Origin of the sequence: Enterobacter sp. BNK-16 (genome assembly GCF_048684955.1) — a bacterium.
GTDB lineage: Bacteria > Pseudomonadota > Gammaproteobacteria > Enterobacterales > Enterobacteriaceae > Enterobacter > Enterobacter bugandensis.
Genome location: NZ_JBLQTQ010000001.1, coordinates 2,381,809 through 2,407,625 on the forward strand (window position 1 = coordinate 2,381,809; position 25,817 = coordinate 2,407,625).

Genomic DNA, 25,817 nt, shown 5'->3' on the forward strand with positions numbered 1-25,817 from the left:
CCCATGACCATCCCTTTTACCCGCTGGCCTGAGGATTTTGCCCGCCGCTACCGTGAAAAAGGCTACTGGCAGGATCTGCCGCTGACCCACATCCTGACGGACCATGCGCAAAGCGATGCGGTGGCGATTATCGACGGCGAACGGCACATCACCTACCGCGCGTTTCATCTGGCGGTGAATAACCTCGCGTCTGCCCTTCAGGCGCAGGGGCTGCACCGCGGCGAGACCGCGCTGGTGCAGCTCGGCAACGTGGCCGAGTTTTACATCACCTTTTTCGCGCTGCTGCAGATCGGCGTCGCGCCGGTTAACGCGCTCTTTAGCCATCAGCGCAGCGAGCTAAACGCCTACGCCGCCCAGATCAAACCCGCCGTACTGATCGCCGATCGCGAACATGCCCTGTTCGCGGGGGATGATTTTCTCAATACCTTTGTGAATGAACACCGCTCGGTTCGCGCCGTGCTGCTGCGCGGCGATAAGGGTGAACATGCGCTGGAAGCGGCGATTGCGCGCCCGGCGGATAACTTCATCCCCAACCCGACGCCCGCAGACGAGGTGGCGTTCTTCCAGCTCTCCGGCGGCAGCACAGGCACGCCGAAGCTGATCCCGCGTACGCACAACGACTACGACTACAGCATCCGCCGCAGCAATGAAATCTGCGGCATCACTGCGCAGACTCGCTATCTGAACGCGCTTCCCGCAGCGCATAACTACGCCATGAGCTCGCCGGGATCGTTAGGCGTGTTCACGGCGGGCGGCTGCGTGGTGCTGGCGAACGATCCGAGCGCCACGCTCTGCTTCCCGCTGATTGAGCAGCATCAGATCAACGTGACGTCGCTGGTCCCTCCGGCGGTGAGCCTCTGGCTGCAGGCGATTGCCGACGGCGCGGGGAACGCGCAGCTGAAATCCCTCAAGCTGCTCCAGGTGGGCGGCGCACGCCTCTCCGCCACGCTCGCGGCGCGTATCCCGGCGGAAATCGGCTGCCAGCTGCAACAGGTGTTTGGCATGGCGGAAGGGCTGGTGAACTACACCGCCCTCGACGATGCGCCGGAACGCATCATCAACACCCAGGGCCGTCCGATGTGCCCTGATGACGAAGTGTGGGTGGCGGACGAGGACGGCAATCCGCTCCCGCGCGGGGAAGTCGGACGTTTGATGACGCGCGGCCCGTACACCTTCCGCGGCTATTTCAACAGCCCGGAGCACAACGCCAGCGCCTTTGATGCCAACGGTTTCTACTGCTCCGGCGATCTGATCGCCATCGATGAGCAGGGCTACATCACCGTGCAGGGGCGCGAGAAAGATCAGATCAACCGCGGTGGCGAAAAAATTGCCGCCGAAGAGATCGAAAACCTGCTGCTGCGCCACGAGGCGGTGATCCACGCCGCGCTGGTGAGCATGGAGGACAGCCTGCTGGGCGAAAAAAGCTGTGCGTATCTGGTGGTGAAACAGCCCCTGCGTGCGGTTGAGGTGCGTCGCTTCCTGCGCGAGCAGGGCATTGCCGAATTTAAGCTGCCGGACCGCGTGGAGAGCGTGGATGCGCTTCCGCTCACGCCGGTCGGCAAAGTTGATAAGAAACAGTTGCGCCTGTGGCTTGCTGAACGCGCCCGGGGCTGAGGAACAGAGTATGGCCATTCCAAAATTAACCGCTTACGCGCTGCCAACCGCTGCAGAGCTGCCGACCAACAAGGTGAACTGGGCGTTTGAGCCGGAGCGCGCCGCGCTGCTGATCCACGATATGCAGGAGTATTTCCTGAACTTCTGGGGCGAAAATAGCGACATGATGCAGCAGGTGGTGGCGAACATCGCTAAACTGCGCGCGTACTGCAAAGAACACAATATCCCGGTGTACTACACCGCGCAGCCGAAAGAGCAGAGCGATGAAGACCGTGCCCTGCTGAACGACATGTGGGGGCCGGGCCTGACCCGCTCGCCGGAGCAGCAGCGTATCGTGGCTGAACTGACGCCGGACGAAGCGGACACCGTGCTGGTGAAGTGGCGCTACAGCGCGTTTCACCGCTCGCCGCTGGAGCAGATGCTGAAAGAGACCGGCCGCAACCAGCTGCTGATTACCGGCGTTTATGCCCACATCGGCTGCATGACCACCGCTACCGACGCCTTTATGCGCGACATCAAGCCGTTCTTTATCGCCGACGCGCTGGCGGACTTCACCCGCGACGAGCACCTGATGTCGCTGAAATACGTGGCAGGACGTTCTGGCCGCGTGGTGATGACCGACGAGCTGCTGCCGTCTGTTCCGGCAACGAAAGCCGCGCTGCGCGAGCTGATCCTGCCGCTGCTGGACGAGTCCGACGAGCCGATGGATGACGAAAACCTGATCGACTACGGTCTGGACTCGGTGCGCATGATGGCGCTGGCCGCCCGCTGGCGGAAGGTGCACGGCGACATCGACTTCGTGATGCTGGCGAAAAATCCGACCCTCGATGCCTGGTGGGCGCTGCTCTCCCGTGAGGTGAAGTGATGGCGGAGCTCGATTTTACCGGTAAAACGGTTTGGGTAACGGGCGCGGGTAAAGGTATCGGCTATGCGACCGCGCTGGCCTTTGTGGAGGCGGGCGCGCGGGTGACCGGGTTCGATCTGGCCTTTCCGCAGGACGATTATCCGTTTGCTACCGAAACGCTGGACGTGGCGGACGCGTCGCAGGTGGGCAACGTCTGCGGGCGTTTACTCGGCACCCTTGAGCGCCTCGACGTGCTGGTTAACGCGGCGGGCATTCTGCGCATGGGGGCGACGGACGAGCTCTCGCTGGAGGATTGGCAGCAGACCTTTGCGGTTAACGTCGGCGGTGCGTTTAACCTGTTTCAGCAGACGATGGGCCAGTTCCGCCGTCAGCAGGGCGGGGCGATAGTGACCGTAGCCTCCGACGCGGCGCACACCCCGCGCATCGGGATGAGCGCCTACGGCGCGTCGAAGGCGGCGCTGAAAAGCCTGGCGCTGACCGTCGGGCTCGAGCTGGCGGGCAGCGGCGTGCGCTGTAACCTGGTGTCGCCCGGCTCAACGGATACCGACATGCAGCGCACCCTGTGGAAAAGCGACGATGCGGAGCAGCAGCGCATTCGCGGCTTTGGCGAGCAGTTCAAGCTCGGCATTCCGCTCGGCAAAATCGCCCGCCCGCGGGAAATTGCCGCCACCGTGCTGTTCCTTGCGTCCGATGCCGCCAGCCATATTACCCTGCAGGATATCGTGGTGGACGGCGGCTCCACGCTGGGGGCGTAATGATCTGGAAACGTCATTTATCGCTTGAAGAACTGAACGCCACCAGCGTGAACACCCTGGTGGCGCACCTGGGCATCGTCTATACCCGCCTCGGGGACGACACGCTGGAAGCGGAGATGCCGGTGGATGCCCGTACCCATCAGCCGTTTGGCCTGCTGCACGGCGGGGCGTCGGCGGCGCTGGCGGAAACGCTGGGCTCAATGGCCGGTTTTCTGATGACCCGCGACGGGCAGAGCGTGGTCGGCACTGAGCTTAACGCCACGCACCACCGCGCGGTCTCTCACGGTAAGGTGCGCGGCGTGTGTCAGCCGCTACATCTGGGGCGTTCGAGCCAGAGCTGGGAGATCGTGGTATTCGACGAGCAGGGGCGGCGGTGCTGTACCTGTCGGTTGAGCACGATGGTGCTGGGGTAGGCCATTCAGCTGAAAGTGATCGGCTTAACACTGTGGTGTAAATCTCTGGTTTGACCACGCATTATTGCGTTTCAAAGTTGTTAAATTTTATCCGTTGTTCTAGAAACAAAATGTAACATCTCACTGTTTCACAACAACGGACAACAACTATGAACAACTCAGGGAAATACCTTACGTGGGCGGTGCTCTCCGTTGTGGGAGCCTTTGCCCTGGGCTATATCGCCCTCAACCGGGGGGAGCAGATCAATGCGCTCTGGATCGTCGTCGCCTCCGTCTGCATTTATCTCATTGCGTACCGTTTTTATGGCCGCTATATCGCAAAGACGGTACTGGGCGTAGACGGCACACGCATGACGCCTGCCGTGCGCCACAACGACGGGCTGGACTACGTGCCGACCGATAAAAAAGTGCTGTTCGGTCACCATTTCGCGGCGATTGCCGGTGCAGGCCCGCTGGTGGGGCCGGTGCTGGCGGCGCAGATGGGCTACCTGCCGGGGATGATCTGGATCCTCGCGGGGGTGGTGCTGGCGGGCGCGGTGCAGGACTTTATGGTGCTGTTCGTCTCCACCCGTCGCGACGGCCGTTCTCTGGGTGAGCTGGTGAAAGAGGAGATGGGGGCAACCGCCGGGGTGATTGCGCTGGTGGCGACCTTTATGATCATGGTGATCATCCTCGCGGTGCTGGCGATGATCGTGGTGAAAGCGCTGACCCACAGCCCGTGGGGAACCTACACGGTCGCCTTTACCATTCCGCTGGCGTTGTTTATGGGGATTTACATTCGCTACCTGCGCCCGGGGCGCATCGGTGAAGTCTCTGTCATTGGCCTGGTGTTCCTGGTATTTGCGATTATCTCCGGCGGCTGGGTGGCGGAAAGCCCGACCTGGGCACCATTCTTCGACTTTACCGGCGTGCAGCTGACCTGGATGCTGGTGGGCTACGGCTTTGTGGCGGCAGTGCTGCCGGTGTGGCTGCTGCTGGCCCCGCGCGATTACCTCTCAACCTTCCTGAAAATCGGCACCATCGTCGGGCTGGCCATCGGCATTCTGATTATGCGCCCGACCCTGACCATGCCTGCGCTAACCAAATTCATCGACGGAACCGGCCCGGTCTGGACCGGCAACCTGTTCCCGTTCCTGTTTATTACTATCGCCTGCGGTGCGGTGTCGGGCTTCCACGCGCTGATTGCCTCCGGGACCACGCCGAAGATGCTGGCCAACGAGAATCAGGCCTGCCTGATTGGCTACGGCGGCATGCTGATGGAGTCCTTCGTGGCGATTATGGCGCTGGTCTCCGCCTGCATTATTGATCCGGGCGTTTACTTCGCGATGAACAGCCCGATGGCGGTACTGGCCCCGGCCGGCACCGTTGACGTGGTCGCCTCTGCCGCGCAGGTGGTAAGCGGCTGGGGCTTTTCCATTACCCCGGAAACGCTTACGCATATCGCTAATGAGGTGGGCGAGCAGTCAATTATCTCCCGCGCGGGCGGGGCGCCGACGCTGGCGGTGGGCATGGCCTACATTCTCCACGGCGCGCTGGGCGGGCTGATGGACGTCTCGTTCTGGTATCATTTCGCCATTCTGTTCGAGGCGCTGTTTATCCTGACGGCGGTGGATGCGGGTACGCGTGCGGCGCGCTTTATGCTGCAGGATCTGCTGGGGGTGATCTCCCCGAACCTGAAGCGGACCGATTCGCTCCCGGCTAACCTGCTGGCGACGGCGCTGTGCGTGCTGGCGTGGGGCTACTTCCTGCATCAGGGCGTGGTCGATCCGCTGGGCGGGATCAACACCTTGTGGCCGCTGTTCGGTATCGCCAACCAGATGCTGGCGGGCATGGCGCTGATGCTCTGCGCGGTGGTGCTGTTCAAGATGAAGCGCCAGCGTTACGCGTGGGTGGCGCTGTTGCCAACCGCCTGGCTGCTAATCTGTACCCTGACGGCGGGCTGGCAAAAAGCCTTCAGCCCGGACAATAAGGTGGGCTTCCTGGCGATCGCCAACAAGTTCCAGGCGATGATCGACAGCGGTAAGATCCCGGCGCAGTACACTGAGTCACAGCTGTCGCAGCTGGTGTTCAACAACCGTCTGGATGCCGGGCTGACCATCTTCTTTATGGTGGTAGTTGTGGTGCTGGCGTTGTATTCTCTGAAAACCGCGCTGGCGGCGCTGAAGGTCGACACGCCGACGGCGAAAGAGACGCCGTACGAGCCGATGCCTGAAAACCTGGACGAGATTGTGACCCAGGCGAAAGGGGCGCATTAACCTGTGTGCCGGGTGGCGCTAGCGCTTACCCGGCCTACATTTCCAGTGAGACCAGAATGATGTTCGACACCCTCTCCAAAGCAGGTAAGTACCTGGGCCAGGCCGCCAAAATGATGATTGGCGTGCCGGATTACGATAACTACGTCGAGCATATGCGCGTCAACCACCCGGACCAGACGCCGATGACCTACGAAGAGTTTTTCCGCGACCGCCAGGACGCCCGTTACGGCGGCAAGGGCGGGGCGAAGTGCTGCTAACCCTCTTTCGGTAAATAGAGGCTGATTTGCTCCTGCTTGCAGCCATAAATTGCCGCCAGCTTTTCGCGGGTGCGCTTTTGCGGACGGGAGTCCAGCGCTTCCAGCTGTGATACGGCGGACTGGCTGATGCCGAGTTTTTCCGCCACTTCCTGCTGGGATAGCCCGCGCAGAATGCGCCATGCGGCCTGCAGGCTGACGTTCTCGTTATGCATGACGTCGCACACTTCACCCGGTAAACCTACGTTATCGTAGATATCTGATTCGTAAGGGATGTCTTCCCAGTCGTTTTCATCATCGTCATCATACTCAAGCATGGCTAAACGCATGCGAAAATATTCATCGTAGGGAATGACAGCATACTGTTTTTTTCCTTCTTCATCCTTGATGAACTGAATAGTCATATTCCGTATGCTCCTCATGAAGGTAGGTGGTGGTTGTCCGGCGTTTTACCGCCACTACGTAACAGGTATCACCCGGCGGGTCTCCGAAGGTGTAAATGACCCTGTAATCACCTAATCGCAACCTGTAGTGGTTTTCGGGAGAAGATAATTTCTTGATATCCGCGACAGGTGATGTTTTATCATCCATCTTCTCCAGCCTGAATTTAATGCGGTTCTGATATCGCGTATCGATTTTAGAAAATTGCTTCTCTGCTGTTTTTGACCACACGATCTTCATCCGTACCTCCACTGTACGCCCACACAAATTATAAGGAAATAATAAGACTATTAGATAAATTCCGAATTTCTTATGGGGTACTGTAGAGCGGAAAAAAAGCGCAGGTAAGAGGCAAAACGCAAACCGTCGAGGCGGCTCGACAAGGCCTCTGCCGGGCGACAGAGGCTTGCAGGAAAATTGCGATCAGGCGTTCAAACCGCCGTCCACGTCCAGACCGGTGCCTGAGATCTGCCCGGCTGCCGGGCTGGCAAGGAAGGTGACCGCCGCCGCGACGTCTTCCGGCTGGCCGTAATGGCCCAGGGCAATAAGCTGACGCTGTGAGTCAGCCTGTTCACCGTCCTCCGGGTTCATATCGCTGTTGGTCGGGCCGGGGTGCACCAGGTTAACGGTAATGCCGCGCGGGCCAAGATCGCGGGCCAGACCGCGGGTGAGGGAGTTCAGTGCAGATTTGGTCATTGAGTAGACGGCAATCCCCGGTTGTGCCACGCGGTTCGCCAGGCAGCTGCCGATGTTGATAATGCGCCCGCCGTCAGACATATGCACCAGCGCTTCCTGAATAGCGATCACCACGCCGCGGATGTTGACGTTGATGAGGGCGTCGATGTCCGCCAGCGTCATGGACTCCAGCGGGCCGCCGCGCGCGATACCGGCGTTATTGACCAGGATGTCCAGTCCGCCGAGAGAGCGTGCCGCATGGGTGACGGCATCCTGAATCGCCTGCGCGCTGGCGCTGTCGGCCTGAATGGCCTCGCCGTGCCGTCCCAGCGCCTTAATTTCATCGGCGACCGCCTGGGCTTTATCGGCGGATTTTTCATAGGTGATGACCACATCGGCACCGGCGCGCGCCAGCGACAGGGCAATCGCACGACCCAGCCCGCGGCTGGCGCCGGTAACCAGCGCCTTTTTACCTGTTAAATCGATCTGCATGATGACCTCGTTACGAGAGTGGTGAGAACCATCATTAGGTATAGCCCGTCGGCGCAATTAACGGCGGAAGGATTCTACTTTCTCAAACGCGGCGCGCAGAGCCTCAGGCGTTAACGTCACCGGCAGATAGTGAATCGACTCCACCGGGCGCAGAGTGTGGGCGATGACCTTGTCGAGATCGTCGCGGTTATTGATGTCGACGTCCAGCTCGCGAAGCGTGGTCGGCAGGTTAAAGCGCCGGTATGCCGCCACCAGCTGTGCCAGCACGTCGTCCTGGCCGAGCAGGGCGCTCTGCACCAGAATGCCGTAGGCCACCTTGGTGCCGTGCAGGTATTTTTCCGTCTGCGGCAGCACGGTCAAGCCGTTGTGCACCGCGTGCGCCGCCGCCACGCGGGTGTAGCGCTCCCCCAGACCGCCCACCATCCCGCCACCGGCAATAATGGCGTCCACCACGTCCCGAAACGCCTGCGTTAGCTCGCCGCGCTGCTGGTCGGCAAGCGCTTGCTCACTGTGTTCCAGCAGCACGTCGCGGATCGCCAGCGCGCCGTTAAGGCCAAGGCGCACGGTCAGCGGCAGGATTTCCGGCTGTGGGGCGAGAACCGCCGCTTCGTACCACTTCGCTAGCGTATCGCCGATGCCCGCCAGCAAATATTCCGCCGGGGCGTTCAGAACGATCCGCGGCTCCACCAGCACCAGAAAGTTAGCGTCGTCAAAAATCTCAAACTGCAGCGCCTGACCGGCATCGTTGTACCAGACGGAGAGCGGCGTCCACGCTGCGCAGGTGGCGGCGATGGTGGGAATGCCCACGAACGGCACGCCTAAGCGGCGCGCCACGGCCTTGACGGTGTCCATCACCGCGCCGCCGCCCACGCCAATCACCACGCTGGCATCGCTGCCGGATTCGTTCACCAGCCGGGTGACGTCGCGCTCGCTGCAATGGCCCTTAAACAGCAGGTGCTTCGCCCCCGGCGCGTTAAAGCTCTCCGGCAGGAACGGGCGCGCGCCCTCTATTGCGCGCTCGCCGTAAATCCACACCGCGCGGGAAAGCTGTTCCGGGGTAAAGAAGTCATTCAGATGCGTAAGGCTTCCGGAATGGGAGAAGTAGTTCGCCGGCCCGGGCACGACGCGGATGTCGGTGTTGCTCATGGTGTTGTCCTTTTTTCGCAAGCGCTAACCCGATGTTATGTCTGGACATCCGGATGGCTAATAATATTTCGCTTTATCTTATGCCTTTTCCGTCGTTGTCAGTCAACCGGAGCTGTGAAAAATTCGCTAAATCAGAAGAGTAATGAAGGATTTACGCGGATGGTTTCCAGTCGCCTTGAAATGCGCGGTATCAGCCTGGCCTTTTCCGGCTTTCAGGCGCTGACGCGCGTGGACTTCACGCTGAACGGCGGGTCGGTGCATGCGCTGACTGGCGCCAACGGTGCGGGGAAATCAACGCTGATGGCGGTGCTGTGCGGGACGCACGACCACTATGAAGGCGAAATCAGCATTAACAACCAGCCGGTAAGCATCCGCGAGCCGCTGGACGCCAAACGGCTGGGCATTCACCTCGTGCAGCAGGAGGTGGACGTGGCGCTAATCCCGGGGTTAAGCATTGCTGAAAACATCATGCTCGACCAGCTGGCGCAGCCGGGGCACCGCTACCGCTGGCGCACCGTTCGTCAGCAGGCGAGACAGGCGCTGGCGCAGCTCGACGTTACGCTGGACGTTCGCCGCTCCATCGACAGCTGCACGCTTGCCGAAAAGCAGCAGATTTTGCTGGCACGCGCTTTGTCCCACCACTGCCGTTTTTTGATTCTTGACGAGCCCACCGCGCCGCTGGACGCGCACGAGAGCGAGCGTCTGTTTGCGGTGGTAAGACGTCTGCAACAGCAGGGCATCGGCGTGGTGTTTATCTCCCACCGCATTCACGAGCTGAAGGCCATCTGCGACACCCTGACGGTGCTGCGCGACGGCAAGCTGATTGAGTCCGGCCCGATGGCCGATCTCAGCGGTGAAGAGATTGTTGAGAAGATGCTCGGCCACGTGCTGAGCGATATCTACCCGCCCGCGCGACCGCCGCACGGCGACGAAACGCTGCTGCGAGTGGAAGGACTGCACGACGACGCGCTGCTGAAGGATATCTCCCTGCACCTGCGCAAAGGCGAAATCCTCGGCATTGCCGGGCTGGCGGGGGCGGGGAAAACCGAACTCTGTAAGGCGCTGTTTGGCGCCAGCAAAAGCCGCGTGGCGCGCGGTGAGCTGAATCATCAATCCTGGCAGCCGCGCGATCCGGCAGACTCGGTGCTGCGCGGCCTGGCGCTGGTGCCGGAGGAGCGGCGCAAAGAGGGCATTTTTATCGACGAGCCGGTGAGCATGAACCTTGCCGTGTGCGCCGATAACAGCTTCTCGCGCTGGAGCCTGTTCGGCCATCGTCAGGCGTGGCGCTGGGCGGAGGAGGTGATCGCCCGCGTCGGCGTTCGCGCCCGCGGTCCCGGACAGGTTTTGCGACGTCTCTCCGGCGGTAACCAGCAGAAGGTAGCCATCGGCAAGTGGCTGCGTAATGACGCCAGCGTGCTGATCTTCGACGAGCCGACCAAAGGCGTGGACGTGAAGGCCAAAACCGATCTGTTCCAGCTGATTGACGGCCTGGCTCGCGAGGGCAAAGGGGTGATTTACGCCTCCGGCGAGTTCGCCGAGCTGGTGGGACTGTGCGATCGCATCTGCGTCCTGTGGGACGGGCTCATCGTGGCAGAAATCGCCGGGGCCGAGGCCCGTGAAGAGACACTACTTTATTATTCAACCGGAGGAACGGCGTCGTGAGCAAGGCCCTTTCAGTGACCCCGGCGGCGTCTGGCCGTCAGCAACTTTTTGATTTTCTCTATAAATGGGGCATGTTGCTCACCGTCGTCGCGCTGGTGGCCGTCTTTGGCCTGGCGTCGGACAGCTTCCTCGACCCGAACAACATCATCAACATTCTGCGCTCGATTGCCATCGTGACGGTGATTGCCGTTGGCGTGTCGATTTCATTGACCGTCGGCGGGTTCGATCTCTCCGTGGGCTCCACGGCGTCGCTGGCGAACGCGCTGGTCATTTCGCTTTTCGTCTGGCACGGCTTCGGCACCACCGAGTCGATTGTAATCACTCTCGCGCTCTGCACGCTGGTCGGCCTGTTTAACGCTTTCCTGATCGTCATCCTGCGTATTCCGGACATGCTCGCGACGCTCGCCAGCCTGTTTGTCATCCAGGGCGTGGCGATGACCTACAGCTACGGCGGGTCGATCACCGAGAACATGGTGCTGCCGAGCGGCGACATGGCTGAAGGGACCATTCCGGCGGCGTTCAGCCTGCTGGGGCAGGTGCCGACCATCGTCATCATCATGCTGGCGGTGACCCTTCTGGCGCAGCTGGGGCTGTCGCTGACCACTCACGGACGCCGGATGTATGCCATTGGCGGCAACCCGGAAGCGGCGCGCCTCTCGGGCATTCGCACCACGCGCTACAAGGTGGCGGCCTATGTGATTGCCTCGCTGCTGGCGGGGCTGGGCGGCATTCTGCTGGCCTCCCGCATCGGATCGTCGCAGGTCAATGCGGGTGGCGGCTATCTGATGGATGCGGTGGCCGCGGCGTGGATTGGCTTCTCGCTGGCCGGGTCCGGCAAGCCGAACGCGCTGGGCACGCTGGTGGGGGCGGTGATCCTCGGCGTGCTGTCGAACGGGCTGGTGATGCTCTCCGTGCCGTATTACGCCATGGACATAATAAAAGGGCTGGTGCTCGCGGTAGCGCTGGCGATTACCTACATACAAAAACGCTGACAACACAACGGGATAAAAAATGAAAAAGATTGCGCTCTCTTTGGTGGCACTGGGGTTACTCACTTCTCTGCCGGGATTCGCGGCCACGCCCGCGCCGGTTCCGGCCGCCATTGCGAACCACGACGGACCGATCCGCATCGCGGTGATCCGTAACCTCGGCTCGGACGACAACACCACGCAGTTTGTTGCCGGGGTCATTCAGGAAGGGAAAAAACTCGGCTTTAAGGTCAGCACCTTTTTGAGCAACGGGGATGACGCTAAATTCCAGGACTTCGTTAACCAGGCCATCAGCCAGAAATATGACGGGATCATCCTGTCGCAGGGCCGCGATCCGTACTCCACCGCGCTGGTGAAGAAGGCGGTGGATGCTGGGATCAAGGTCGCCGTATTTGATACCGCCGTAAACGGCGAGATCCCGGGCGTGACCGTCACTCAGCAGGACGACGCCTCCCTGACGAATCTCTCCTTCGGCCAACTGGCGAAAGATTTCAACGGCAAGGCGAATATCGTCAAGCTGTGGGTGGCGGGCTTCCCGCCGATGGAGCGCCGTCAGGCAGCCTATAAAGAATTGCAAAAGCAGTACCCGGAGATTAAAGAGCTGGAGTCCATCGGCGCGGTCTCTTCTGACGTGCAGGGCGACACCGCCAACAAGGTGGGCGCGATCCTGGCGAAATACCCGAAAGGCAAAATCGACGCCATCTGGGGCACCTGGGACGCCTTCAGCCAGGGGGCATATAAAGCGCTGAAGGAGAATGGACGCACCGAGATCAAACTCTACAGCATCGACATCTCCAACCAGGATCTGCAGCTGATGCGCGAGCCGGGTAGCCCGTGGAAGGTGAGCGTGGCGGTGGATCCGAAGCTGATTGGTGCGACTAACGTGCGCCTGATCGCCAACAAGATTGCCGGGGAGGCCACGCCTGCCACCTACGACTTCAAAGCCGCTGCGATCCCGCAGGCGCTGCTGACCGCGCAGCCGGGGGCAGTGAACGTAGCGTCGCTGGGCAAAATCATTCCGGGCTGGGGCCAGACGGAAGATTTTATCGCGCCGTGGTTTGCGACGCTGGAAGCGAAAAATAAATGAGCATCCTCCCCACGCCAGAATACAACCGCAATATGCGGCTGATCGGCCATAGCGACCAGGGCGGTCGCCCGGACGGCGTGCAGCTGATGGTGCACCGCGGTTTCGCCTATATCGGCCATATGGTGTCGCAGGGCTTTTCGATAGTAGACGTGCGCGACCCGAAAAACCCGAAACCCGCGGGCTATGTGCCTGCGCCGCCGGGCACCTGGAACGTGCACCTCCAGGCGCATGACGACCTGCTGCTGGTGATCAACGCCCGGGATCTGTTTGCCGATGCCCGCTTCGCCGACGAGAAGGTCTACTACACCCGTCAGGTAGGAGAGACCGTCAGCGACGTGCAGGACAGGGGCTGGAGCGCCGGGCTTCGCGTTTTTGATATCTCAACCCCGGACGCGCCGCGCGAAATCGGCTTTCTGTCGCTGAGCGGGATTGGCATTCACCGCATCTGGTACGTCGGTGGCCGCTGGGCGTACGTGTCGGCGCTGATCGACGGTTTTACCGACTACATCTTTCTGACGATCGACCTGGCGGACCCGCGTAAGCCTGAGGTGGCAGGGCGCTGGTGGCTGCCGGGCATGAACCAGGCCGAAGGCGAACAGCCGAACTGGCCGGAAGGGAAACGCTACGCGCTCCACCATGCGATTATTGCCGGCGATACGGCGTACGGCAGCTGGCGCGACGGCGGCCTGACGCTGCTGGACGTGAAGGATCGTACCCAGCCTAAGCTGATTAGCCACCGTAACTGGAGTCCGCCGTTTGGCGGCGGCACGCACACCGCGCTGCCGCTGCCGGACCGGGATCTGCTGGTGGTGCTGGACGAAGCGGTGCTGGATAACCAGGAAGACGGCGAGAAGCTGATCTGGCTGTTTGATATTCGCGAGCCGTCGAATCCGGTCAGCATCTCGACCTTCCCGCAGCCGAATGAAACCGACTACGTGGCAAAAGGGGCGCATTTTGGGCCGCACAACCTGCACGAGAACCGGCCGGGGAGCTTTGTCAGCTCAACGCTGATTTTTGCTACCTATCAGAATGCGGGCGTGCGCGCGTATGACATCTCCAATCCGTATCGCCCGGTGGAAACCGGTGCGCTGGTGCCCGCGGCACCGGAGAGGATGATGGACACGCGGCCGAATCGCCCGCAGGTGATCCAGTCCTGTGACGTGTTTGTGGATGCGCAGGGAATTATCTACAGCACGGACTATAACGCCGGGCTGTCGGTGATTGAGTATCTGGGGTGAGTGCGGTTTGATGCCCTCACCCACAGGGAGAGGGAGAAAATCAACTGTACTGCCGCACCCGCGCCACCAGATCTTCCGCGTTGTCGATACGGTCGGCAATGACAATCAGCGCCTTGCCGAGCGCGATCGCGTGGCGCAGACACTCGTGGCGCATGGCCTCGTCCTGGATGCTATCGATATCCGCGACGTGGGAAAGCCCGACGCTGCGGCGAATGAGTTCGGTGCCGCAGAACCCGATGGCATCATGCCAGACTTTTTTCAGGAACGCGGAGGCATAGCCCGGTGCGCTGAGCGCGGCGTCGCGGGCTTTCTCGTTTGCCAGCGCCTGGAAGCGTTCCGCGAAGGTGTTCCACAGCTCCTGAATATCGGTCAGGCGCTGCTCGCGCGCGGCGGCGGCATCGCGAATGCCCAGATGGCCCGGCAGGCCGCAGAAGTTGAGCAGCAGGTTGCCGATGGCGGTGCCGACGTCAAAGCCAATCGGCCCGAAATAGCCGAACTCGGCGTCGATGGCCTTCAGGCTGCCGTCGGCCACAAATATCGAGCCGCTGTGAATATCCCCGTGCAGCAGCGCTTCGGCATGCGAGAAGAAGCGGTGCTTCAGGGAGGCCACGGCAATTTTTAGCGGGGCGTCGTCGCGCAGGGCGGCGACGTCATTTTCCAGCTCGGCAGGGTAGTTATTGCGCTCATGAACCTGGTACGGATCGTTGAAGAACAGATCTTCGGTGATCTCACACATCTCCGGGTTGATGAATTTCGCCACCTGCGCTTTTTTCGCGTGCGGGTGCAGGTAGAAATCGCTGGTGTGAAACAGCGCATGCGCGAGATATTCGCCCAGCTGGCACGCCGCCTGCGGGTAGTAAATGTTGTTGATCAGCTCGCCGCGCCAGATGCGATGGCTGGAGAGATCTTCCATCACCATCACCGCCAGTTCCGGATCAAAGTGGTGGATTTTCACGGTGTGCTGCGGGCTGTGCTGGTAATGCTCGACCAGAGTTTGCGCCTCGAGGCGAGCGCGATCCAGCGTCAGCGGCCATGACTCGCCGACGCAGCGCACGTAGGGCAGTGCCTGTTTGACGATAATGCGGCTGACGCCCGCGCTGTCGTAAATTTTAAAAACCAGATTGAGGTTGCCGTCGCCCACTTCCTGCGCCTCTACCAGCGATGACGGATCGTCAAGCCCACCAAACTGCCTGGCATACTCCACGGCGTCCTGAGCGGTAAAGGTACGGTATTGCGACATGGCCTGTTCCTCATGAGTTAACTAATTAAGACATGTAGACGTCTATACATCTGGATTTCATCCTGACACAATGTGCTACAACAACGCAACAGGGAATTAACGACATGCAGACATTACAGACGACCAGCCTGCGGGTGGCGGATAATCAGCTCTTTATTCTCGACCAGCAGGCGCTTCCGCAGGAGAAACGCTGGCTGGATGCCTCAACGGTGGAGGCGCTGGTTGGGCATATCCATGCTCTGCGCGTGCGTGGCGCACCGTTGATTGGTCTCTCTGCAAGCCTGCTGCTGGCGCTGCTGGCGGAAAACGGCAAAAGCCGCGATGAGCTGGCGGTGGCGCTGGAAACGCTTCGCGCATCCCGCCCGACGGCGGTAAACCTGATGAACAACCTCGACCGCATGAAGCTTGCGCTGTGGGAAGAGGATTTCGTTCCGGCGCTGGTGGCTGAGGCGCTGCGCCTGATTGACGAAGACAAACGGCTTTGCGACGCGATTGCAAAAGCGGGCAGCGCGCTGGTGAAGCCCGGCAGCCGTCTGCTGACCCACTGCAACACCGGCGGGCTGGCAACCGCGGGCGTCGGTACGGCGCTGGGCGTGATTGCCCGCGCGCATCAGGAGGGTAACGTCAGCAGCGTCTGGGTGGATGAAACCCGTCCGCTGTTGCAGGGCGGCAGGCTGACCGCATGGGAGCTGGGCGAGCTGGGGGTGCCGTATCAGCTGATTACCGACTCCATGGCCGCCAGCCTGATGGCGAAAGGGCAGGTGGACGCCGTGTGGGTAGGGGCCGATCGCATCGCCGCTAACGGTGATGTGGCGAACAAGATCGGCACTTATTCGCTGGCGGTGCTGGCGAAATTCCACGGTATTCCATTTTACGTCGCCGCCCCACAAACGACGCTCGACCCGGCCTGCCCGAACGGGGATGCGATCCCCATCGAGCAGCGCGACGCCAGCGAGGTGACGGGCGTTGCCGGAAGCTTTGGCGCGGTGCAGTGGGCGCCGGAAGACGCGCAGGTCTATAACCCGGCATTCGACGTCACGCCCGCCTCGCTGATTAGCGGCTGGGTGCTGGATACGGGTGTGGTCACGCCGGATGAGGTGGCGGAAGGGAAATTTGCCTGAGTCCGGCTATCCTTTAAGGGGGTTCCCTGAGAGGACAACATTGTGACGCTCGATCCTGAAACAGACTTAAAACTGGAGCGCGTGGTGGACGCACCTCGCGACCTGCTCTGGCTCTGCTGGACCACGCCGGAGCACATCAAAAACTTCTTCATTCCTGCTCCGCACAAGGTGACCGAATGCGACCTCGACCTGCGAGTGGGCGGGCGGTTCAACACCTTGTTTGAGGTGGACGGGCAGCGGATGGATAACCGGGGTGTCTTCCTGGAAATCGACCCGGGGAAAAAACTGGTGTTTACCGACGGCTATACCGAAGGCTGGAAACCGGCCGAGAAGCCGTTTATGACGGCAATTTTGTTGCTGGAAGACGTCGGGGAGGGGAAAACCCGCTATACGGCGATTGCGCGCCATCCGACGAAGGAAATCCGCGAGCAGCATGAGCAGATGGGCTTCCACGAAGGGTGGGGGATAGTGCTGGATCAGCTGGTGGAGTATGTGAAAGGGCTTAACGCTTAGTGCGCGCTGGTGCCCCGACCCTCTCCCACGGGGAGAGGGAGAAAAGATCAGGCCAGGCGTGGATACGCATCCGCGATTGCATCGCCCGTAAACTGCGCCACCCAGCCTTCCGGATTGTCGAAAATACGAATGGCGGTAAAGTTCGGCTCTGAGCCCATATCAAACCAGTGCGGCGTGCCCGCCGGCACCGAAATCAGGTCGTTTTTCTCGCACAGTACCTGGTACACCTCATCGCCAATGTGCAGGCAGAACAGCCCGGCACCTTCCACGAAAAAGCGTACTTCGTCCTCGCCGTGGGTGTGTTCGTTGAGAAACTTCGCGCGCAGCGCCTCTTTCTGCGGGTTGTCGGCGCGCAGGCTAATCACGTCCCAGCTCTTATAGCCTTTCTCCGCCACCAGCTTGTCGATCGCATGCTGATACGCCGCGATCACGGCTTCAGGCGCAGGATCCTGCCCTAAATCACGGTCTGCCGCCCAGCGTTCAAACCGCACGCCTTTCGCGTTGAGCTGTTGGGCAATCTCGGCGGCGTCGGTGCTATGCCACTGGTGTTGACTGGCGTCTTTGTCGGAATAAATGGTCAATGCGCTCATGAAGGGATCTGCTCCGGGTTAATCTCGTCAAACTGGTGGACCTGATGGTGGTGGCTTACGCCGTCATCATCGCCGCGAATCAGCTGCAGGGTACGAAAGCCTGCCTGTTCAGCCGCGTCCAGCTCCTGATGAATATCCGAGAGGAACAGGATCTGCGACGGGGCGATGCCCGTTTGCGCCGCTATGTTCTTGTAAGACTGCACCTCGCGCTTGGCGCCGATGTGGGTATCAAAATAGCCGCTGAACAGATGAGTAATATCACCTTCGTCGCTGTAGCCAAATAACAGTTTCTGCGCAGCAACGGAGCCAGAGGAATAAACATAGAGATCAATCCCTTGCGCCTTCCATTTTTCCAGCGCGGGCAGAACGTCAGGGTAGAGATGGCCGGTAAAGTCACCGTTGATGTAGCCCTCCTGCCAGATGATGCCTTGCAGGGCTTTGAGCGCCGTCGATTTGCGGTCTTCATCCATAAAGCTAAACAGCACGTTGATGAGATCGCCGACGCCGGCATGCGGATCGCTGATTTCATCGCGCAGGTTGTCCAGAATCGATTTGACCGGCTCGGCGTACTGCTGGGCGGTCACGAAGGCCGCCAGCCGCTCACGCGCGTAGGGGAACAAAACATCATGGACAAAACGAATATCGCTGGTGGTTCCTTCAATATCCGTCACAATCGCGCGAATCATACTCTCTCCAGTTGTCGTAAACGCATTTCGCATTCAAATAAGAATTCTAAACCTTCCAGATGACGGCGGGCTTCGGCCACGTCGCGTCCCCAGCAGGTTAAGCCATGGCCGCGCAGAAGAAAACCATAATTAAGCGGACGCTCCTGGGCGTAATGGGCGATGCGCGAGGCGAGGGCGTCGATGTCCTGGTCGTTATCAAACACCGGGATGGCGACGGTATCCAGATGGGTAGTCAGCCCGGTAAGCGATTTCTGCATCTCGAAACCGCTGATATTCAGTTCGGCTTCTTTGACCAGACGCGACAGCACCGTGGCGTTAACGGTATGAACGTGCAGGACAGCGTTAGCCTCCGGGAACAGGCGATAGATAAGGGTGTGTAGCCCGGTCTCCGCCGACGGTTTTCGACCGGACGGCGCCCGGTTGGTGGCGATCTCTACCTGTAGAAAATCGTCGGTGGTCAGGCTGCCTTTGTCCTTGCCGGATTCGCTGAGCCAGCAGAGGTGCTCGTCCTGACGCACCGACATATTACCGCCGGTGGCGGGTGCCCAGCCTTTGGCGCCTATCCAGCGGCAGGCGTCGACCAGGTGTGTGAGCAGCAGGTTGTCTGTCATTTCCTTTTACCCTCTCGGCCAGGAATATTGATATGGTTTAGACGTCTAAGCGTCTTGATTGCCAAAGACTAACATCGTGTTATAGTGGCAGCAACATAAGTATTACAAGCAGGCACGACAACATGAGCAATAACGTATTGATCCCGCAGAGTAAACTTCCTAATCTCGGTACCACCATCTTTACGCAGATGAGCGCCCTGGCGCAGCAGCACAATGCCATTAACCTCTCGCAGGGGTTCCCCGATTTCGATGGTCCGAAATATTTGCAGGAACGTCTGGCGCACCACGTGGCGCAGGGTGCGAATCAGTATGCGCCGATGACCGGCGTCCAGGCGCTGCGGGAAGCCATTGCCGACAAAACGGCGGCGCTGTATGGCTATCACCCCGATGCGAACAGCGATATCACGGTGACGGCAGGGGCGACCGAAGCGCTGTATGCGGCCATCACCGCGCTGGTGCGCGCGGGGGATGAAGTCATCTGCTTTGACCCAAGCTACGACAGCTATGCGCCTGCGGTTGAACTCTCCGGTGGCGTGGTGAAGCGTGTGGCCCTCCAGCCGCCGCATTTCCGCCCGGACTGGCAGGCGTTCGCCGCGCTGCTGAGTGATAAAACGCGCCTGGTGATCCTGAACACCCCGCATAATCCGTCGGCGACGGTGTGGCAAAAGGCCGATTTTGCCGCGCTGTGGCAGGCTATCGCCGAGCGGGAAATTTACGTCCTGAGCGATGAAGTCTACGAGCACATCTGCTTTGCGGAGGAAGGGCACGCCAGCGTGCTGGCCCATCCGCAGCTTCGCGAGCGCGCGGTAGCGGTGTCGTCATTTGGCAAGACCTACCATATGACCGGCTGGAAGGTAGGGTACTGCGTGGCCCCGGCGGCCATCAGCGCGGAGCTGCGCAAGGTGCACCAGTACCTGACCTTTGCGGTCAACACGCCTGCCCAGCTGGCGCTGGCGGACATGCTGCGCAGCGAACCGCAGCACTATCGCGAGCTGCCGGTTTTTTACCGCGCGCGTCGGGATCTGTTTGTAAATGCGCTGAGCAAAAGCCGTCTGGAAATTCTGCCGTGTGAAGGGACCTACTTCCTGCTGGCGGACTACAGCGCGATTTCCGATCTGGACGACGTCAGCTTTTGCCGATGGCTGACGACGGAGGTGGGCGTGGCGTCTATTCCGCTGTCGGTGTTCTGCGCCGATCCCTTCCCGCATAAGCTGATTCGCCTGTGCTTTGCGAAGCAGGAATCGACGCTGCTGGCGGCGGCGGAGCGTCTGGCGACGCTCTGACTATTTCACCGTCCAGGCTTCGGAATAGCGACGGTCTGCAAACAGTTCCAGCAGGCCGTTGATCTGCTTCAGGCGCAGCACCTCGTCGCTGTCCATCCCCAGTTCCTTACCGATTTTCTCATCATTCCAGCCAAGCTGGGCCAACTCCCGGACGATATCGGACATGGCGTTGATCTGGTGGCGTCCCCGCGCACGGTTGTGGCGGATAGTGGCGGCCATCCGGTCAAGCTTTTGCTGGCGATCTTTGCGCAGGCAGGTGACGGGCAAATAGCCCCGAAGCTGGCGCTTCAGCGCGGCCCTGCTTTTACCGATTTCGTGACGATGGAAGCCGTCGACAATTTCGTAATGCGCCGGCTCGCTTTCCGTCACCACGATGGGCTGCGTAAACCCGTCGAGCTCGAGCGATTGACTCAGCAGACGCTTTTCCGGCGGCGCCACGTTATTCGGGTTGTAGTCGTTGGCAACGATAGCGTCCTGCTTTATCCACAGCACGCAGTCGACGGGCTGGTCGCTGAACGGGCTGAGATGATGCATGGCCTGGCGAAAAGCATTGATGGCATCTATACGTTGCTCGTCGGTGAGCGTCTGCAAATAGGTTTCCAGTTCGGTAATCAGTCGTTGCTGCATAAGATCCCCCACTCATTGCGTTTTGATTTCATCCGTTCGCTATAGCGCTGATAGTGCTTTGGTTTGTTCGGGCTAAAGGAGAGGGCCCGACACCAGTAATCGTTGTTGAGCAGAACCTTGCATATTCGCCGCCAGGACGGGATATCCTTTGAGCCGATATCACCCTCCTGCGTATCGGGAAGATCGGACATCCCGCGCTTCTGATACCAGTGCAGGTACACCGCGACTTTATTGCGATAATGTTCAGCCGTCTGTTGCGGCATGCTGTCGAGGAGCAGCATGGCGTACTCCTGCCAGCTGAGGTGGTCGGGCTTGAGGATCTTTCTGTGACCGTAGAAGTGGTTGTCGTGCCCCGCGTAAATTCCGCCGCTGCGCACGCCGCTGACGCGTGCGCACATGGCGGCCCAGCGTTCAGGTTCAACGACATGATAGAGCCATAAGCCCTGTCGCTGCTCCGGGCCAAAGGGTTCACAGATGCGCATGTAGCGCGGTGGCACGCCGGCCTGGTACATCAGATTGTAGAGGGGGTTATAGGCGCAGCCCGTTTTGGCAAACCAGGTCCAGATGTCGGCGGTTTTCCAGTCGTAGAGAGGATAGATATACCAGGCATGACCGCCGGGCGCGACGGTCGTCCAGGGTTTGTCGTCGGAAAAGCGCTGCTTGCGTGCGCAGGCGATTGCCAGGAAGCGGTTATAGGATTCGTCGGCGCGGATGCCCACCATCACTGCGGCGGGGCGCCTTCGCGCATACCATTCGGCAAAGTCCCTGACGAAGGCCTCGAAGGTCATTCCCTGCTGATAAAAATCAAAATAACACGTACTGGTGATGGCATCAGGCGGAGGCTGTCTGACCCAGCTTATGCCGGGTTCCCAGCACTGCCATTCCGGCTGGTACTGAGAGAGGGCATTTTGCGTGGTGATTGGCAGCGCCACCCACCAGAACTGATTGATGACGTCACGATATTGGGTCCTCATGTTCTCAATATGCTCAATGGTGCAGGAGAACTGTGCTTCCCAGTCCAGAAAGAGGACATCTATTTTTCTGTTCAGCTGCCGCGCCCGCTGCGCAGCAAGATGAAGCATCACCGTTGAATCTTTTCCGCCAGAAAAAGAGACGCACACGCGGGTAAAATTTTGCAGCGTCCAGTTTATGCGTTCTGAAGCAGCCTCCAGAACGTTTTCCTGAAGAGGGTATTTATAGATAGACATGATGAGTCGCATCCTGCGTATGGAATATCGTTAATGCTATTAAACTGCCATCATGTTATTATATGTTCTCATTCTCAACTAATTATTTTACGCCTTCACTTTATTCTTGCTGGGAATACCTTCGCGATGACGCGTCCATTCTATTGAGCCAGCTTATGCATTTTTTCAATAAAGCTGGCGAATACGCTGCTGTTTAACGACGCGCGGTTGTAGACCATATAGATGTCCACTTCAGGTAATTTAAAGGGAGTGTTAACGATTTTTAATTTTAAGGCCGCTTTATAGGTTTCAAAAATGGACACAGGAATATAACCAACTAAATCAGACATGGCGATCATGGAGAGAAGCGAACTGAGGGAGTCTGACCGAAACGCGATGTTTCTTTCCGGGAACGCCTCGTTGACTTCAGCCTGACGCTCCTTCACGCCACTGTTGGTGCTTTGATACATCGTGAACTTTTCCTGGTACAACTCCTCGACGGAGACTTCTGTACCTATTCTGGGATGGTCTTCGCGGCAGATCATGACTGTGGGAATTGTGGTGAAATGCGAGCAGACAACGGAGCGATTATTAACGGGCGCCACGGTAAAAATGAGATCGGCTTTACGGTAGGCCAGTAAATCCTCTGCTGACTCCGCAGAAACAAGCATATCACGTTGTTCTACTGAGCAATTTTCCTGATTCATCAACAACTGAATAGGGTTGAGAAGGTAGCCTGGCGTCACCATCTGAGAACAATAAATGACAAAGTTTTTATTGATGTCGGTGCTATGCATCAGGTTGATGGTCTGCTCAATCTGATTGAGGTTTTGCTCCAGATGCAGGTGCAGGTTAGTCCCGACGGTCGTGGGGGTGATCCCCTTGCCGGAACGGATAAACAGCGGATCGTTAAGCTGGCCACGCAGGCGTTGCAAAGACTGACTGACGGCTGAAGGGGTAATGTAAAGCGTTTCAGCGGCCTTGCTGATGCTAAGATGTTGATAGATACACTCAAAAATGACCAGTAAATTAAGGTCGAATTTTTTAAGGTCATAAAGATTTGCCATGTGTCATCCTGTTTGCCATGAGTCTGTTGTTAACATATTGATGATAACTATAGATTAAAGCTAACCATTTACAATCCTTGTGGTTAACTAACTTAAAGTGTTATTTAAGTTATCTTAATATATCACGCCATCGGATTATTGAAATAGAATTACATGTGAGATTAAGATAATTTTATCTTTGAATGGGCTGGGTTTAATTTAATAAATGTTGACATTTATATATTGCCGTAAATTGATTACGTAAAGTTAATTTACGAGCGTAATGTATTTCTTTCAGTCAAAACCTATCACAGCCATAGGCAGGAACGCGCTTTTGATGGATTGCTCTCGATGGGTGCTGGTGGTGTAATCAACCTGCTGTTACGACCTTGATACAAGGTATGTAGAGCGCAACGCAACGCCAGCCTCGGCTGGCACTGAATGTACCTGCGGGGAATTCAGGTATCAGGGCCGCCCGTTGAGGCGGCCTTTATACTTTCTGGAGTACCGCAGCAGGTTCACCTTGCTGTCTTGTTGAAGTTGTAAGGTTTGGCTGATTGATTTGATAAAGCATACGCATTAGCCCCGATGAGCAAAGTTGGTTACCTTAGCTCTCAACGAAAACACGGAGGAAGTACAGATGTCTTTGATTAACACTAAAATTAAACCTTTCAAAAACCAGGCGTTCAAAAACGGTGAGTTCATTGAAGTAACCGAGAAAGATACCGAAGGTCGCTGGAGCGTCTTCTTCTTCTATCCGGCTGACTTCACCTTCGTTTGCCCGACCGAACTGGGCGACGTGGCTGACCATTACGACGAACTGCAGAAGCTGGGCGTAGACGTTTACTCTGTCTCTACCGATACCCACTTTACCCACAAAGCGTGGCACAGCAGTTCTGAAACCATCGCGAAAATCAAATACGCGATGATCGGCGACCCGACTGGCGCCCTGACCCGTAACTTCGACAACATGCGTGAAGATGAAGGCCTGGCCGACCGTGCAACCTTCGTGGTTGACCCGCAGGGCATTATCCAGGCTATCGAAGTTACCGCTGAAGGTATCGGCCGTGATGCTTCTGACCTGCTGCGTAAAGTGAAAGCGGCTCAGTACGTGGCTTCTCACCCAGGTGAAGTATGCCCGGCTAAATGGAAAGAAGGCGAAGCGACCCTGGCTCCATCCCTGGACTTGGTCGGTAAAATCTAAGTTTTCACCATCCGGCAATCAATGGGCGCCCTCGCGCCCATTTCATTCCAGCACCATGATGCAAGTTGCATTCAGGCCGCCCGCAAAGGCAGCTTGCATGATGACGTCTTAAGAGAGGGAAGAACTATGCTCGACACCAATATGAAAACCCAGCTCAAGGCCTACCTTGAGAAACTGACTAAACCCGTTGAGCTGATTGCCACGCTGGACGACAGCGCGAAATCGGCAGAAATCAAAGAACTGCTGGCAGAGATCGCTGAACTGTCGCCGAAAGTGACCTTCAAAGAAGACAATTCGCTTGCGGTTCGTAAACCCTCTTTCCTTATTACTAACCCGGGCTCGGACAAGGGACCGCGTTTTGCTGGCTCTCCGCTTGGGCATGAATTTACCTCACTGGTGCTGGCGCTGCTGTGGACCGGCGGTCATCCGTCAAAAGAAGCGCAGGCGCTGCTGGAGCAGATCCGCGATATCGACGGTGATTTTGAGTTTGAAACCTATTATTCGCTCTCCTGCCACAACTGCCCGGACGTGGTGCAGGCGCTGAACCTGATGTCGGTTCTGAACCCGCGCATCAAGCATACGGCGATTGACGGCGGTACGTTCCAGAATGAAATCACCGATCGCAACGTGATGGGTGTTCCGGCGGTGTATCTGAATGGTCAGGAGTTCGGCCAGGGCCGCATGACGCTGACGGAAATCGTCGCGAAAGTGGATACCGGCGCGGAAAAACGCGCGGCGGAAGAGCTGAACAAACGCGATGCGTACGATGTGCTGATTGTCGGTTCCGGCCCTGCGGGCGCGGCGGCAGCGGTTTACTCTGCACGTAAAGGTATTCGTACCGGTCTTATGGGCGAACGCTTTGGCGGACAGGTGCTGGATACCGTGGATATTGAAAACTACATTTCCGTACCAAAAACCGAAGGTCAGAAGCTGGCCGGTGCGCTGAAGGCTCATGTCAGCGATTACGAGGTAGATGTGATCGACAGCCAGAGCGCCAGCAAGCTGATTCCGGCGGCGGTGGAAGGGGGCTTACACCAGATTGAAACCGCCTCTGGCGCGGTGCTGAAAGCTCGCAGCGTGATCGTTGCCACCGGGGCAAAATGGCGCAACATGAACGTGCCGGGCGAAGATCAATACCGTACCAAAGGCGTGACCTATTGCCCGCACTGTGACGGCCCGCTGTTTAAAGGCAAACGGGTGGCGGTGATCGGCGGCGGTAACTCCGGCGTGGAAGCGGCTATCGACCTGGCGGGTATTGTTGAACACGTGACGCTGCTGGAGTTCGCGCCTGAGATGAAGGCCGACCAGGTGCTGCAGGATAAAGTTCGCAGCCTGAAAAACGTCGACATCGTGCTGAACGCGCAGACCACGGAAGTGAAGGGCGACGGCAGCAAAGTGACCGGTCTGGAGTACCGTGACCGCGTAAGCGGCGACGTTCATAGCGTTCAGCTTTCGGGGATCTTCGTACAAATTGGCCTGCTGCCGAACACCACCTGGCTGGAAGGCGCGATTGAGCGCAACCGCATGGGCGAGATTATCATCGATGCGAAATGTGAAACCAGCGTGAAGGGCGTATTTGCCGCGGGTGACTGCACCACCGTGCCGTACAAGCAGATCATCATCGCGACTGGCGAAGGTGCAAAAGCGTCCCTGAGCGCGTTTGACTACCTGATCCGCACCAAAACCGCATAATAAAAGCAAGTAAGACATACCTGCAGTAGCCACCTCTTTATGAGGTGGCTTTTTTTTGGATTTTTTTACCCTCAATTATCCTCGTTATTAACCCCTTCATGCGTTAATTACCTGCTTCGATCAAAGAAAAT

General features: G+C 58.6%; 26 protein-coding genes. 15 read left to right on the forward strand and 11 right to left on the reverse strand.

Translation table 11 applies throughout. The annotated features are described in order from the left end of the window. The first annotated feature begins 3 nt into the window (after positions 1-3). The 6 genes from entE (at position 4) to ACMGGH_RS11375 (ending at position 6,159) form a co-directional block, all read left to right on the forward strand. Positions 4-1,614 carry a (2,3-dihydroxybenzoyl)adenylate synthase EntE gene (entE, locus tag ACMGGH_RS11350; RefSeq protein ID WP_232948800.1) on the forward strand — a complete coding sequence of 537 codons (1,611 nt, stop codon included), beginning with the start codon at positions 4-6 and terminating at the stop codon, positions 1,612-1,614. A 10-nt stretch (positions 1,615-1,624) separates the two neighbouring features. Continuing rightward, positions 1,625-2,479 (forward strand): isochorismatase, encoded by an 855-nt coding sequence (locus ACMGGH_RS11355; RefSeq protein ID WP_063154729.1) that lies wholly within the window; start codon positions 1,625-1,627, stop codon positions 2,477-2,479. After that, positions 2,479-3,234 carry a 2,3-dihydro-2,3-dihydroxybenzoate dehydrogenase EntA gene (gene entA / locus ACMGGH_RS11360; RefSeq protein WP_232948801.1) on the forward strand — a complete coding sequence of 252 codons (756 nt, stop codon included), beginning with the start codon at positions 2,479-2,481 and terminating at the stop codon, positions 3,232-3,234. The genes ACMGGH_RS11355 and entA overlap by 1 nt, the downstream gene beginning before the upstream one ends. Then, positions 3,234-3,647 carry a proofreading thioesterase EntH gene (entH, locus tag ACMGGH_RS11365; RefSeq protein WP_028012300.1) on the forward strand — a complete coding sequence of 138 codons (414 nt, stop codon included), beginning with the start codon at positions 3,234-3,236 and terminating at the stop codon, positions 3,645-3,647. Before entA ends, entH begins: the two co-directional genes overlap by 1 nt. Positions 3,648-3,796: 149 nt before the next feature. Next, entirely contained in the window at positions 3,797-5,902 is a 2,106-nt protein-coding gene (gene cstA, locus ACMGGH_RS11370) for a pyruvate/proton symporter CstA (RefSeq protein ID WP_232948802.1), read from the forward strand. Positions 5,903-5,961: 59 nt separating this feature from the next. Then, on the forward strand, positions 5,962-6,159 hold the full coding sequence (locus ACMGGH_RS11375; RefSeq protein WP_006809671.1) for a YbdD/YjiX family protein: 198 nt from the start codon (positions 5,962-5,964) through the stop codon (positions 6,157-6,159). Here ACMGGH_RS11375 and ACMGGH_RS11380 read toward each other — a convergent pair. From ACMGGH_RS11380 to ACMGGH_RS11395, 4 genes are all read right to left on the reverse strand, one after another. Continuing rightward, the gene (locus ACMGGH_RS11380) at positions 6,156-6,560 is read right to left on the reverse strand and encodes a helix-turn-helix domain-containing protein (protein ID WP_232948803.1); all 405 of its coding nucleotides are present in this window, start codon (positions 6,558-6,560) and stop codon (positions 6,156-6,158) included. The genes ACMGGH_RS11375 and ACMGGH_RS11380 overlap by 4 nt on opposite strands. Beyond that, positions 6,535-6,837: a type II toxin-antitoxin system RelE family toxin gene (locus ACMGGH_RS11385; protein ID WP_017899060.1), complete on the reverse strand. Its 303-nt coding sequence runs from the start codon at positions 6,835-6,837 to the stop codon at positions 6,535-6,537. The genes ACMGGH_RS11380 and ACMGGH_RS11385 overlap by 26 nt, the downstream gene beginning before the upstream one ends. A gap of 183 nt (positions 6,838-7,020) precedes the next feature. Next, positions 7,021-7,764, reverse strand: a complete 744-nt coding sequence (locus ACMGGH_RS11390) for an SDR family NAD(P)-dependent oxidoreductase (RefSeq protein WP_028012303.1) — start codon at positions 7,762-7,764, stop codon at positions 7,021-7,023. A gap of 57 nt (positions 7,765-7,821) precedes the next feature. After that, positions 7,822-8,910 carry an oxidoreductase gene (locus ACMGGH_RS11395; RefSeq protein WP_232948804.1) on the reverse strand — a complete coding sequence of 363 codons (1,089 nt, stop codon included), beginning with the start codon at positions 8,908-8,910 and terminating at the stop codon, positions 7,822-7,824. A 159-nt stretch (positions 8,911-9,069) separates the two neighbouring features. On the opposite strand from ACMGGH_RS11395, the gene ACMGGH_RS11400 reads away from it, so the two are divergent. From ACMGGH_RS11400 to ACMGGH_RS11415, 4 genes are read left to right on the forward strand one after another with little or no spacing between them, the layout of a single operon-like run. Next, on the forward strand, positions 9,070-10,572 hold the full coding sequence (locus ACMGGH_RS11400; RefSeq protein WP_232948805.1) for a sugar ABC transporter ATP-binding protein: 1,503 nt from the start codon (positions 9,070-9,072) through the stop codon (positions 10,570-10,572). Continuing rightward, positions 10,569-11,564 carry an ABC transporter permease gene (locus tag ACMGGH_RS11405; RefSeq protein ID WP_069733597.1) on the forward strand — a complete coding sequence of 332 codons (996 nt, stop codon included), beginning with the start codon at positions 10,569-10,571 and terminating at the stop codon, positions 11,562-11,564. Before ACMGGH_RS11400 ends, ACMGGH_RS11405 begins: the two co-directional genes overlap by 4 nt. A gap of 19 nt (positions 11,565-11,583) precedes the next feature. Further along, entirely contained in the window at positions 11,584-12,648 is a 1,065-nt protein-coding gene (locus tag ACMGGH_RS11410; RefSeq protein ID WP_232948806.1) for a sugar ABC transporter substrate-binding protein, read from the forward strand. Continuing rightward, positions 12,645-13,886 carry an LVIVD repeat-containing protein gene (locus tag ACMGGH_RS11415; protein ID WP_126327301.1) on the forward strand — a complete coding sequence of 414 codons (1,242 nt, stop codon included), beginning with the start codon at positions 12,645-12,647 and terminating at the stop codon, positions 13,884-13,886. Before ACMGGH_RS11410 ends, ACMGGH_RS11415 begins: the two co-directional genes overlap by 4 nt. Positions 13,887-13,926: 40 nt before the next feature. Here the strand turns inward: ACMGGH_RS11415 and mtnK are convergent, their stop codons facing one another. Beyond that, complete coding sequence (gene mtnK, locus ACMGGH_RS11420) at positions 13,927-15,126, reverse strand: S-methyl-5-thioribose kinase (protein ID WP_045261032.1); 1,200 nt, start codon at positions 15,124-15,126, stop codon at positions 13,927-13,929. 104 nt (positions 15,127-15,230) lie between these two features. Between mtnK and mtnA the strand changes: the two genes are divergently transcribed. Continuing rightward, on the forward strand, positions 15,231-16,247 hold the full coding sequence (gene mtnA, locus ACMGGH_RS11425) for an S-methyl-5-thioribose-1-phosphate isomerase (protein ID WP_060573655.1): 1,017 nt from the start codon (positions 15,231-15,233) through the stop codon (positions 16,245-16,247). Between the two features lie 42 nt (positions 16,248-16,289). After that, positions 16,290-16,760, forward strand: coding sequence for an SRPBCC family protein (locus ACMGGH_RS11430; protein ID WP_232948807.1), 471 nt, complete (start codon positions 16,290-16,292; stop codon positions 16,758-16,760). Between the two features lie 47 nt (positions 16,761-16,807). Here the strand turns inward: ACMGGH_RS11430 and ACMGGH_RS11435 are convergent, their stop codons facing one another. The 3 genes from ACMGGH_RS11435 to ACMGGH_RS11445 are packed head-to-tail and all read right to left on the reverse strand — an operon-like array spanning position 16,808 to position 18,647. Continuing rightward, complete coding sequence (locus ACMGGH_RS11435) at positions 16,808-17,350, reverse strand: 1,2-dihydroxy-3-keto-5-methylthiopentene dioxygenase (protein WP_232948808.1); 543 nt, start codon at positions 17,348-17,350, stop codon at positions 16,808-16,810. Then, the gene (mtnC, locus tag ACMGGH_RS11440) at positions 17,347-18,036 is read right to left on the reverse strand and encodes an acireductone synthase (RefSeq protein ID WP_232948809.1); all 690 of its coding nucleotides are present in this window, start codon (positions 18,034-18,036) and stop codon (positions 17,347-17,349) included. Before mtnC ends, ACMGGH_RS11435 begins: the two co-directional genes overlap by 4 nt. Then, positions 18,033-18,647, reverse strand: a complete 615-nt coding sequence (locus ACMGGH_RS11445; protein ID WP_232948810.1) for a methylthioribulose 1-phosphate dehydratase — start codon at positions 18,645-18,647, stop codon at positions 18,033-18,035. Before ACMGGH_RS11445 ends, mtnC begins: the two co-directional genes overlap by 4 nt. 122 nt (positions 18,648-18,769) lie before the next feature. On the opposite strand from ACMGGH_RS11445, the gene ACMGGH_RS11450 reads away from it, so the two are divergent. Next, complete coding sequence (locus tag ACMGGH_RS11450; RefSeq protein ID WP_232948811.1) at positions 18,770-19,930, forward strand: pyridoxal phosphate-dependent aminotransferase; 1,161 nt, start codon at positions 18,770-18,772, stop codon at positions 19,928-19,930. Here ACMGGH_RS11450 and ACMGGH_RS11455 read toward each other — a convergent pair whose 3' ends face one another. The 3 genes from ACMGGH_RS11455 to citR form a co-directional block, all read right to left on the reverse strand. Then, on the reverse strand, positions 19,931-20,557 hold the full coding sequence (locus ACMGGH_RS11455; RefSeq protein WP_028012316.1) for an IbrB-like domain-containing protein: 627 nt from the start codon (positions 20,555-20,557) through the stop codon (positions 19,931-19,933). It abuts the gene before it with no gap. Then, the gene (locus ACMGGH_RS11460) at positions 20,542-21,765 is read right to left on the reverse strand and encodes a phosphoadenosine phosphosulfate reductase (RefSeq protein WP_047367717.1); all 1,224 of its coding nucleotides are present in this window, start codon (positions 21,763-21,765) and stop codon (positions 20,542-20,544) included. Before ACMGGH_RS11460 ends, ACMGGH_RS11455 begins: the two co-directional genes overlap by 16 nt. Positions 21,766-21,905: 140 nt before the next feature. Continuing rightward, the gene (gene citR / locus ACMGGH_RS11465; protein ID WP_126327311.1) at positions 21,906-22,811 is read right to left on the reverse strand and encodes a DNA-binding transcriptional repressor CitR; all 906 of its coding nucleotides are present in this window, start codon (positions 22,809-22,811) and stop codon (positions 21,906-21,908) included. A 619-nt stretch (positions 22,812-23,430) separates the two neighbouring features. On the opposite strand from citR, the gene ahpC reads away from it, so the two are divergent. Beyond that, entirely contained in the window at positions 23,431-23,994 is a 564-nt protein-coding gene (gene ahpC, locus ACMGGH_RS11470; RefSeq protein WP_008501015.1) for an alkyl hydroperoxide reductase subunit C, read from the forward strand. Between the two features lie 126 nt (positions 23,995-24,120). Beyond that, entirely contained in the window at positions 24,121-25,686 is a 1,566-nt protein-coding gene (gene ahpF / locus ACMGGH_RS11475; RefSeq protein ID WP_028012318.1) for an alkyl hydroperoxide reductase subunit F, read from the forward strand. The last annotated feature ends 131 nt before the right edge of the window (positions 25,687-25,817 follow it).

What these genes read in the sequence shown, in the direction of transcription:
- ACMGGH_RS11460 (WP_047367717.1), bottom strand. Translation starts at nt 21,765, where the DNA reads ATGTCTATCTATAAATACCCTCTTCAGGAAAACGTTCTGGAGGCTGCT.
- mtnK (WP_045261032.1), bottom strand. Translation starts at nt 15,126, where the DNA reads ATGTCGCAATACCGTACCTTTACCGCTCAGGACGCCGTGGAGTATGCC.
- mtnA (WP_060573655.1), top strand. Translation starts at nt 15,231, where the DNA reads ATGCAGACATTACAGACGACCAGCCTGCGGGTGGCGGATAATCAGCTC.
- ACMGGH_RS11400 (WP_232948805.1), top strand. Translation starts at nt 9,070, where the DNA reads ATGGTTTCCAGTCGCCTTGAAATGCGCGGTATCAGCCTGGCCTTTTCC.
- ACMGGH_RS11375 (WP_006809671.1), top strand. Translation starts at nt 5,962, where the DNA reads ATGTTCGACACCCTCTCCAAAGCAGGTAAGTACCTGGGCCAGGCCGCC.
- mtnC (WP_232948809.1), bottom strand. Translation starts at nt 18,036, where the DNA reads ATGATTCGCGCGATTGTGACGGATATTGAAGGAACCACCAGCGATATT.
- ACMGGH_RS11435 (WP_232948808.1), bottom strand. Translation starts at nt 17,350, where the DNA reads ATGAGCGCATTGACCATTTATTCCGACAAAGACGCCAGTCAACACCAG.
- entE (WP_232948800.1), top strand. Translation starts at nt 4, where the DNA reads ATGACCATCCCTTTTACCCGCTGGCCTGAGGATTTTGCCCGCCGCTAC.
- citR (WP_126327311.1), bottom strand. Translation starts at nt 22,811, where the DNA reads ATGGCAAATCTTTATGACCTTAAAAAATTCGACCTTAATTTACTGGTC.
- ahpF (WP_028012318.1), top strand. Translation starts at nt 24,121, where the DNA reads ATGCTCGACACCAATATGAAAACCCAGCTCAAGGCCTACCTTGAGAAA.
- ACMGGH_RS11380 (WP_232948803.1), bottom strand. Translation starts at nt 6,560, where the DNA reads ATGACTATTCAGTTCATCAAGGATGAAGAAGGAAAAAAACAGTATGCT.
- ACMGGH_RS11445 (WP_232948810.1), bottom strand. Translation starts at nt 18,647, where the DNA reads ATGACAGACAACCTGCTGCTCACACACCTGGTCGACGCCTGCCGCTGG.
- entA (WP_232948801.1), top strand. Translation starts at nt 2,479, where the DNA reads ATGGCGGAGCTCGATTTTACCGGTAAAACGGTTTGGGTAACGGGCGCG.
- ACMGGH_RS11390 (WP_028012303.1), bottom strand. Translation starts at nt 7,764, where the DNA reads ATGCAGATCGATTTAACAGGTAAAAAGGCGCTGGTTACCGGCGCCAGC.
- ACMGGH_RS11450 (WP_232948811.1), top strand. Translation starts at nt 18,770, where the DNA reads ATGAGCAATAACGTATTGATCCCGCAGAGTAAACTTCCTAATCTCGGT.
- ACMGGH_RS11415 (WP_126327301.1), top strand. Translation starts at nt 12,645, where the DNA reads ATGAGCATCCTCCCCACGCCAGAATACAACCGCAATATGCGGCTGATC.
- ACMGGH_RS11395 (WP_232948804.1), bottom strand. Translation starts at nt 8,910, where the DNA reads ATGAGCAACACCGACATCCGCGTCGTGCCCGGGCCGGCGAACTACTTC.
- ACMGGH_RS11355 (WP_063154729.1), top strand. Translation starts at nt 1,625, where the DNA reads ATGGCCATTCCAAAATTAACCGCTTACGCGCTGCCAACCGCTGCAGAG.
- ACMGGH_RS11455 (WP_028012316.1), bottom strand. Translation starts at nt 20,557, where the DNA reads ATGCAGCAACGACTGATTACCGAACTGGAAACCTATTTGCAGACGCTC.
- ahpC (WP_008501015.1), top strand. Translation starts at nt 23,431, where the DNA reads ATGTCTTTGATTAACACTAAAATTAAACCTTTCAAAAACCAGGCGTTC.
- entH (WP_028012300.1), top strand. Translation starts at nt 3,234, where the DNA reads ATGATCTGGAAACGTCATTTATCGCTTGAAGAACTGAACGCCACCAGC.
- ACMGGH_RS11410 (WP_232948806.1), top strand. Translation starts at nt 11,584, where the DNA reads ATGAAAAAGATTGCGCTCTCTTTGGTGGCACTGGGGTTACTCACTTCT.
- ACMGGH_RS11385 (WP_017899060.1), bottom strand. Translation starts at nt 6,837, where the DNA reads ATGAAGATCGTGTGGTCAAAAACAGCAGAGAAGCAATTTTCTAAAATC.
- cstA (WP_232948802.1), top strand. Translation starts at nt 3,797, where the DNA reads ATGAACAACTCAGGGAAATACCTTACGTGGGCGGTGCTCTCCGTTGTG.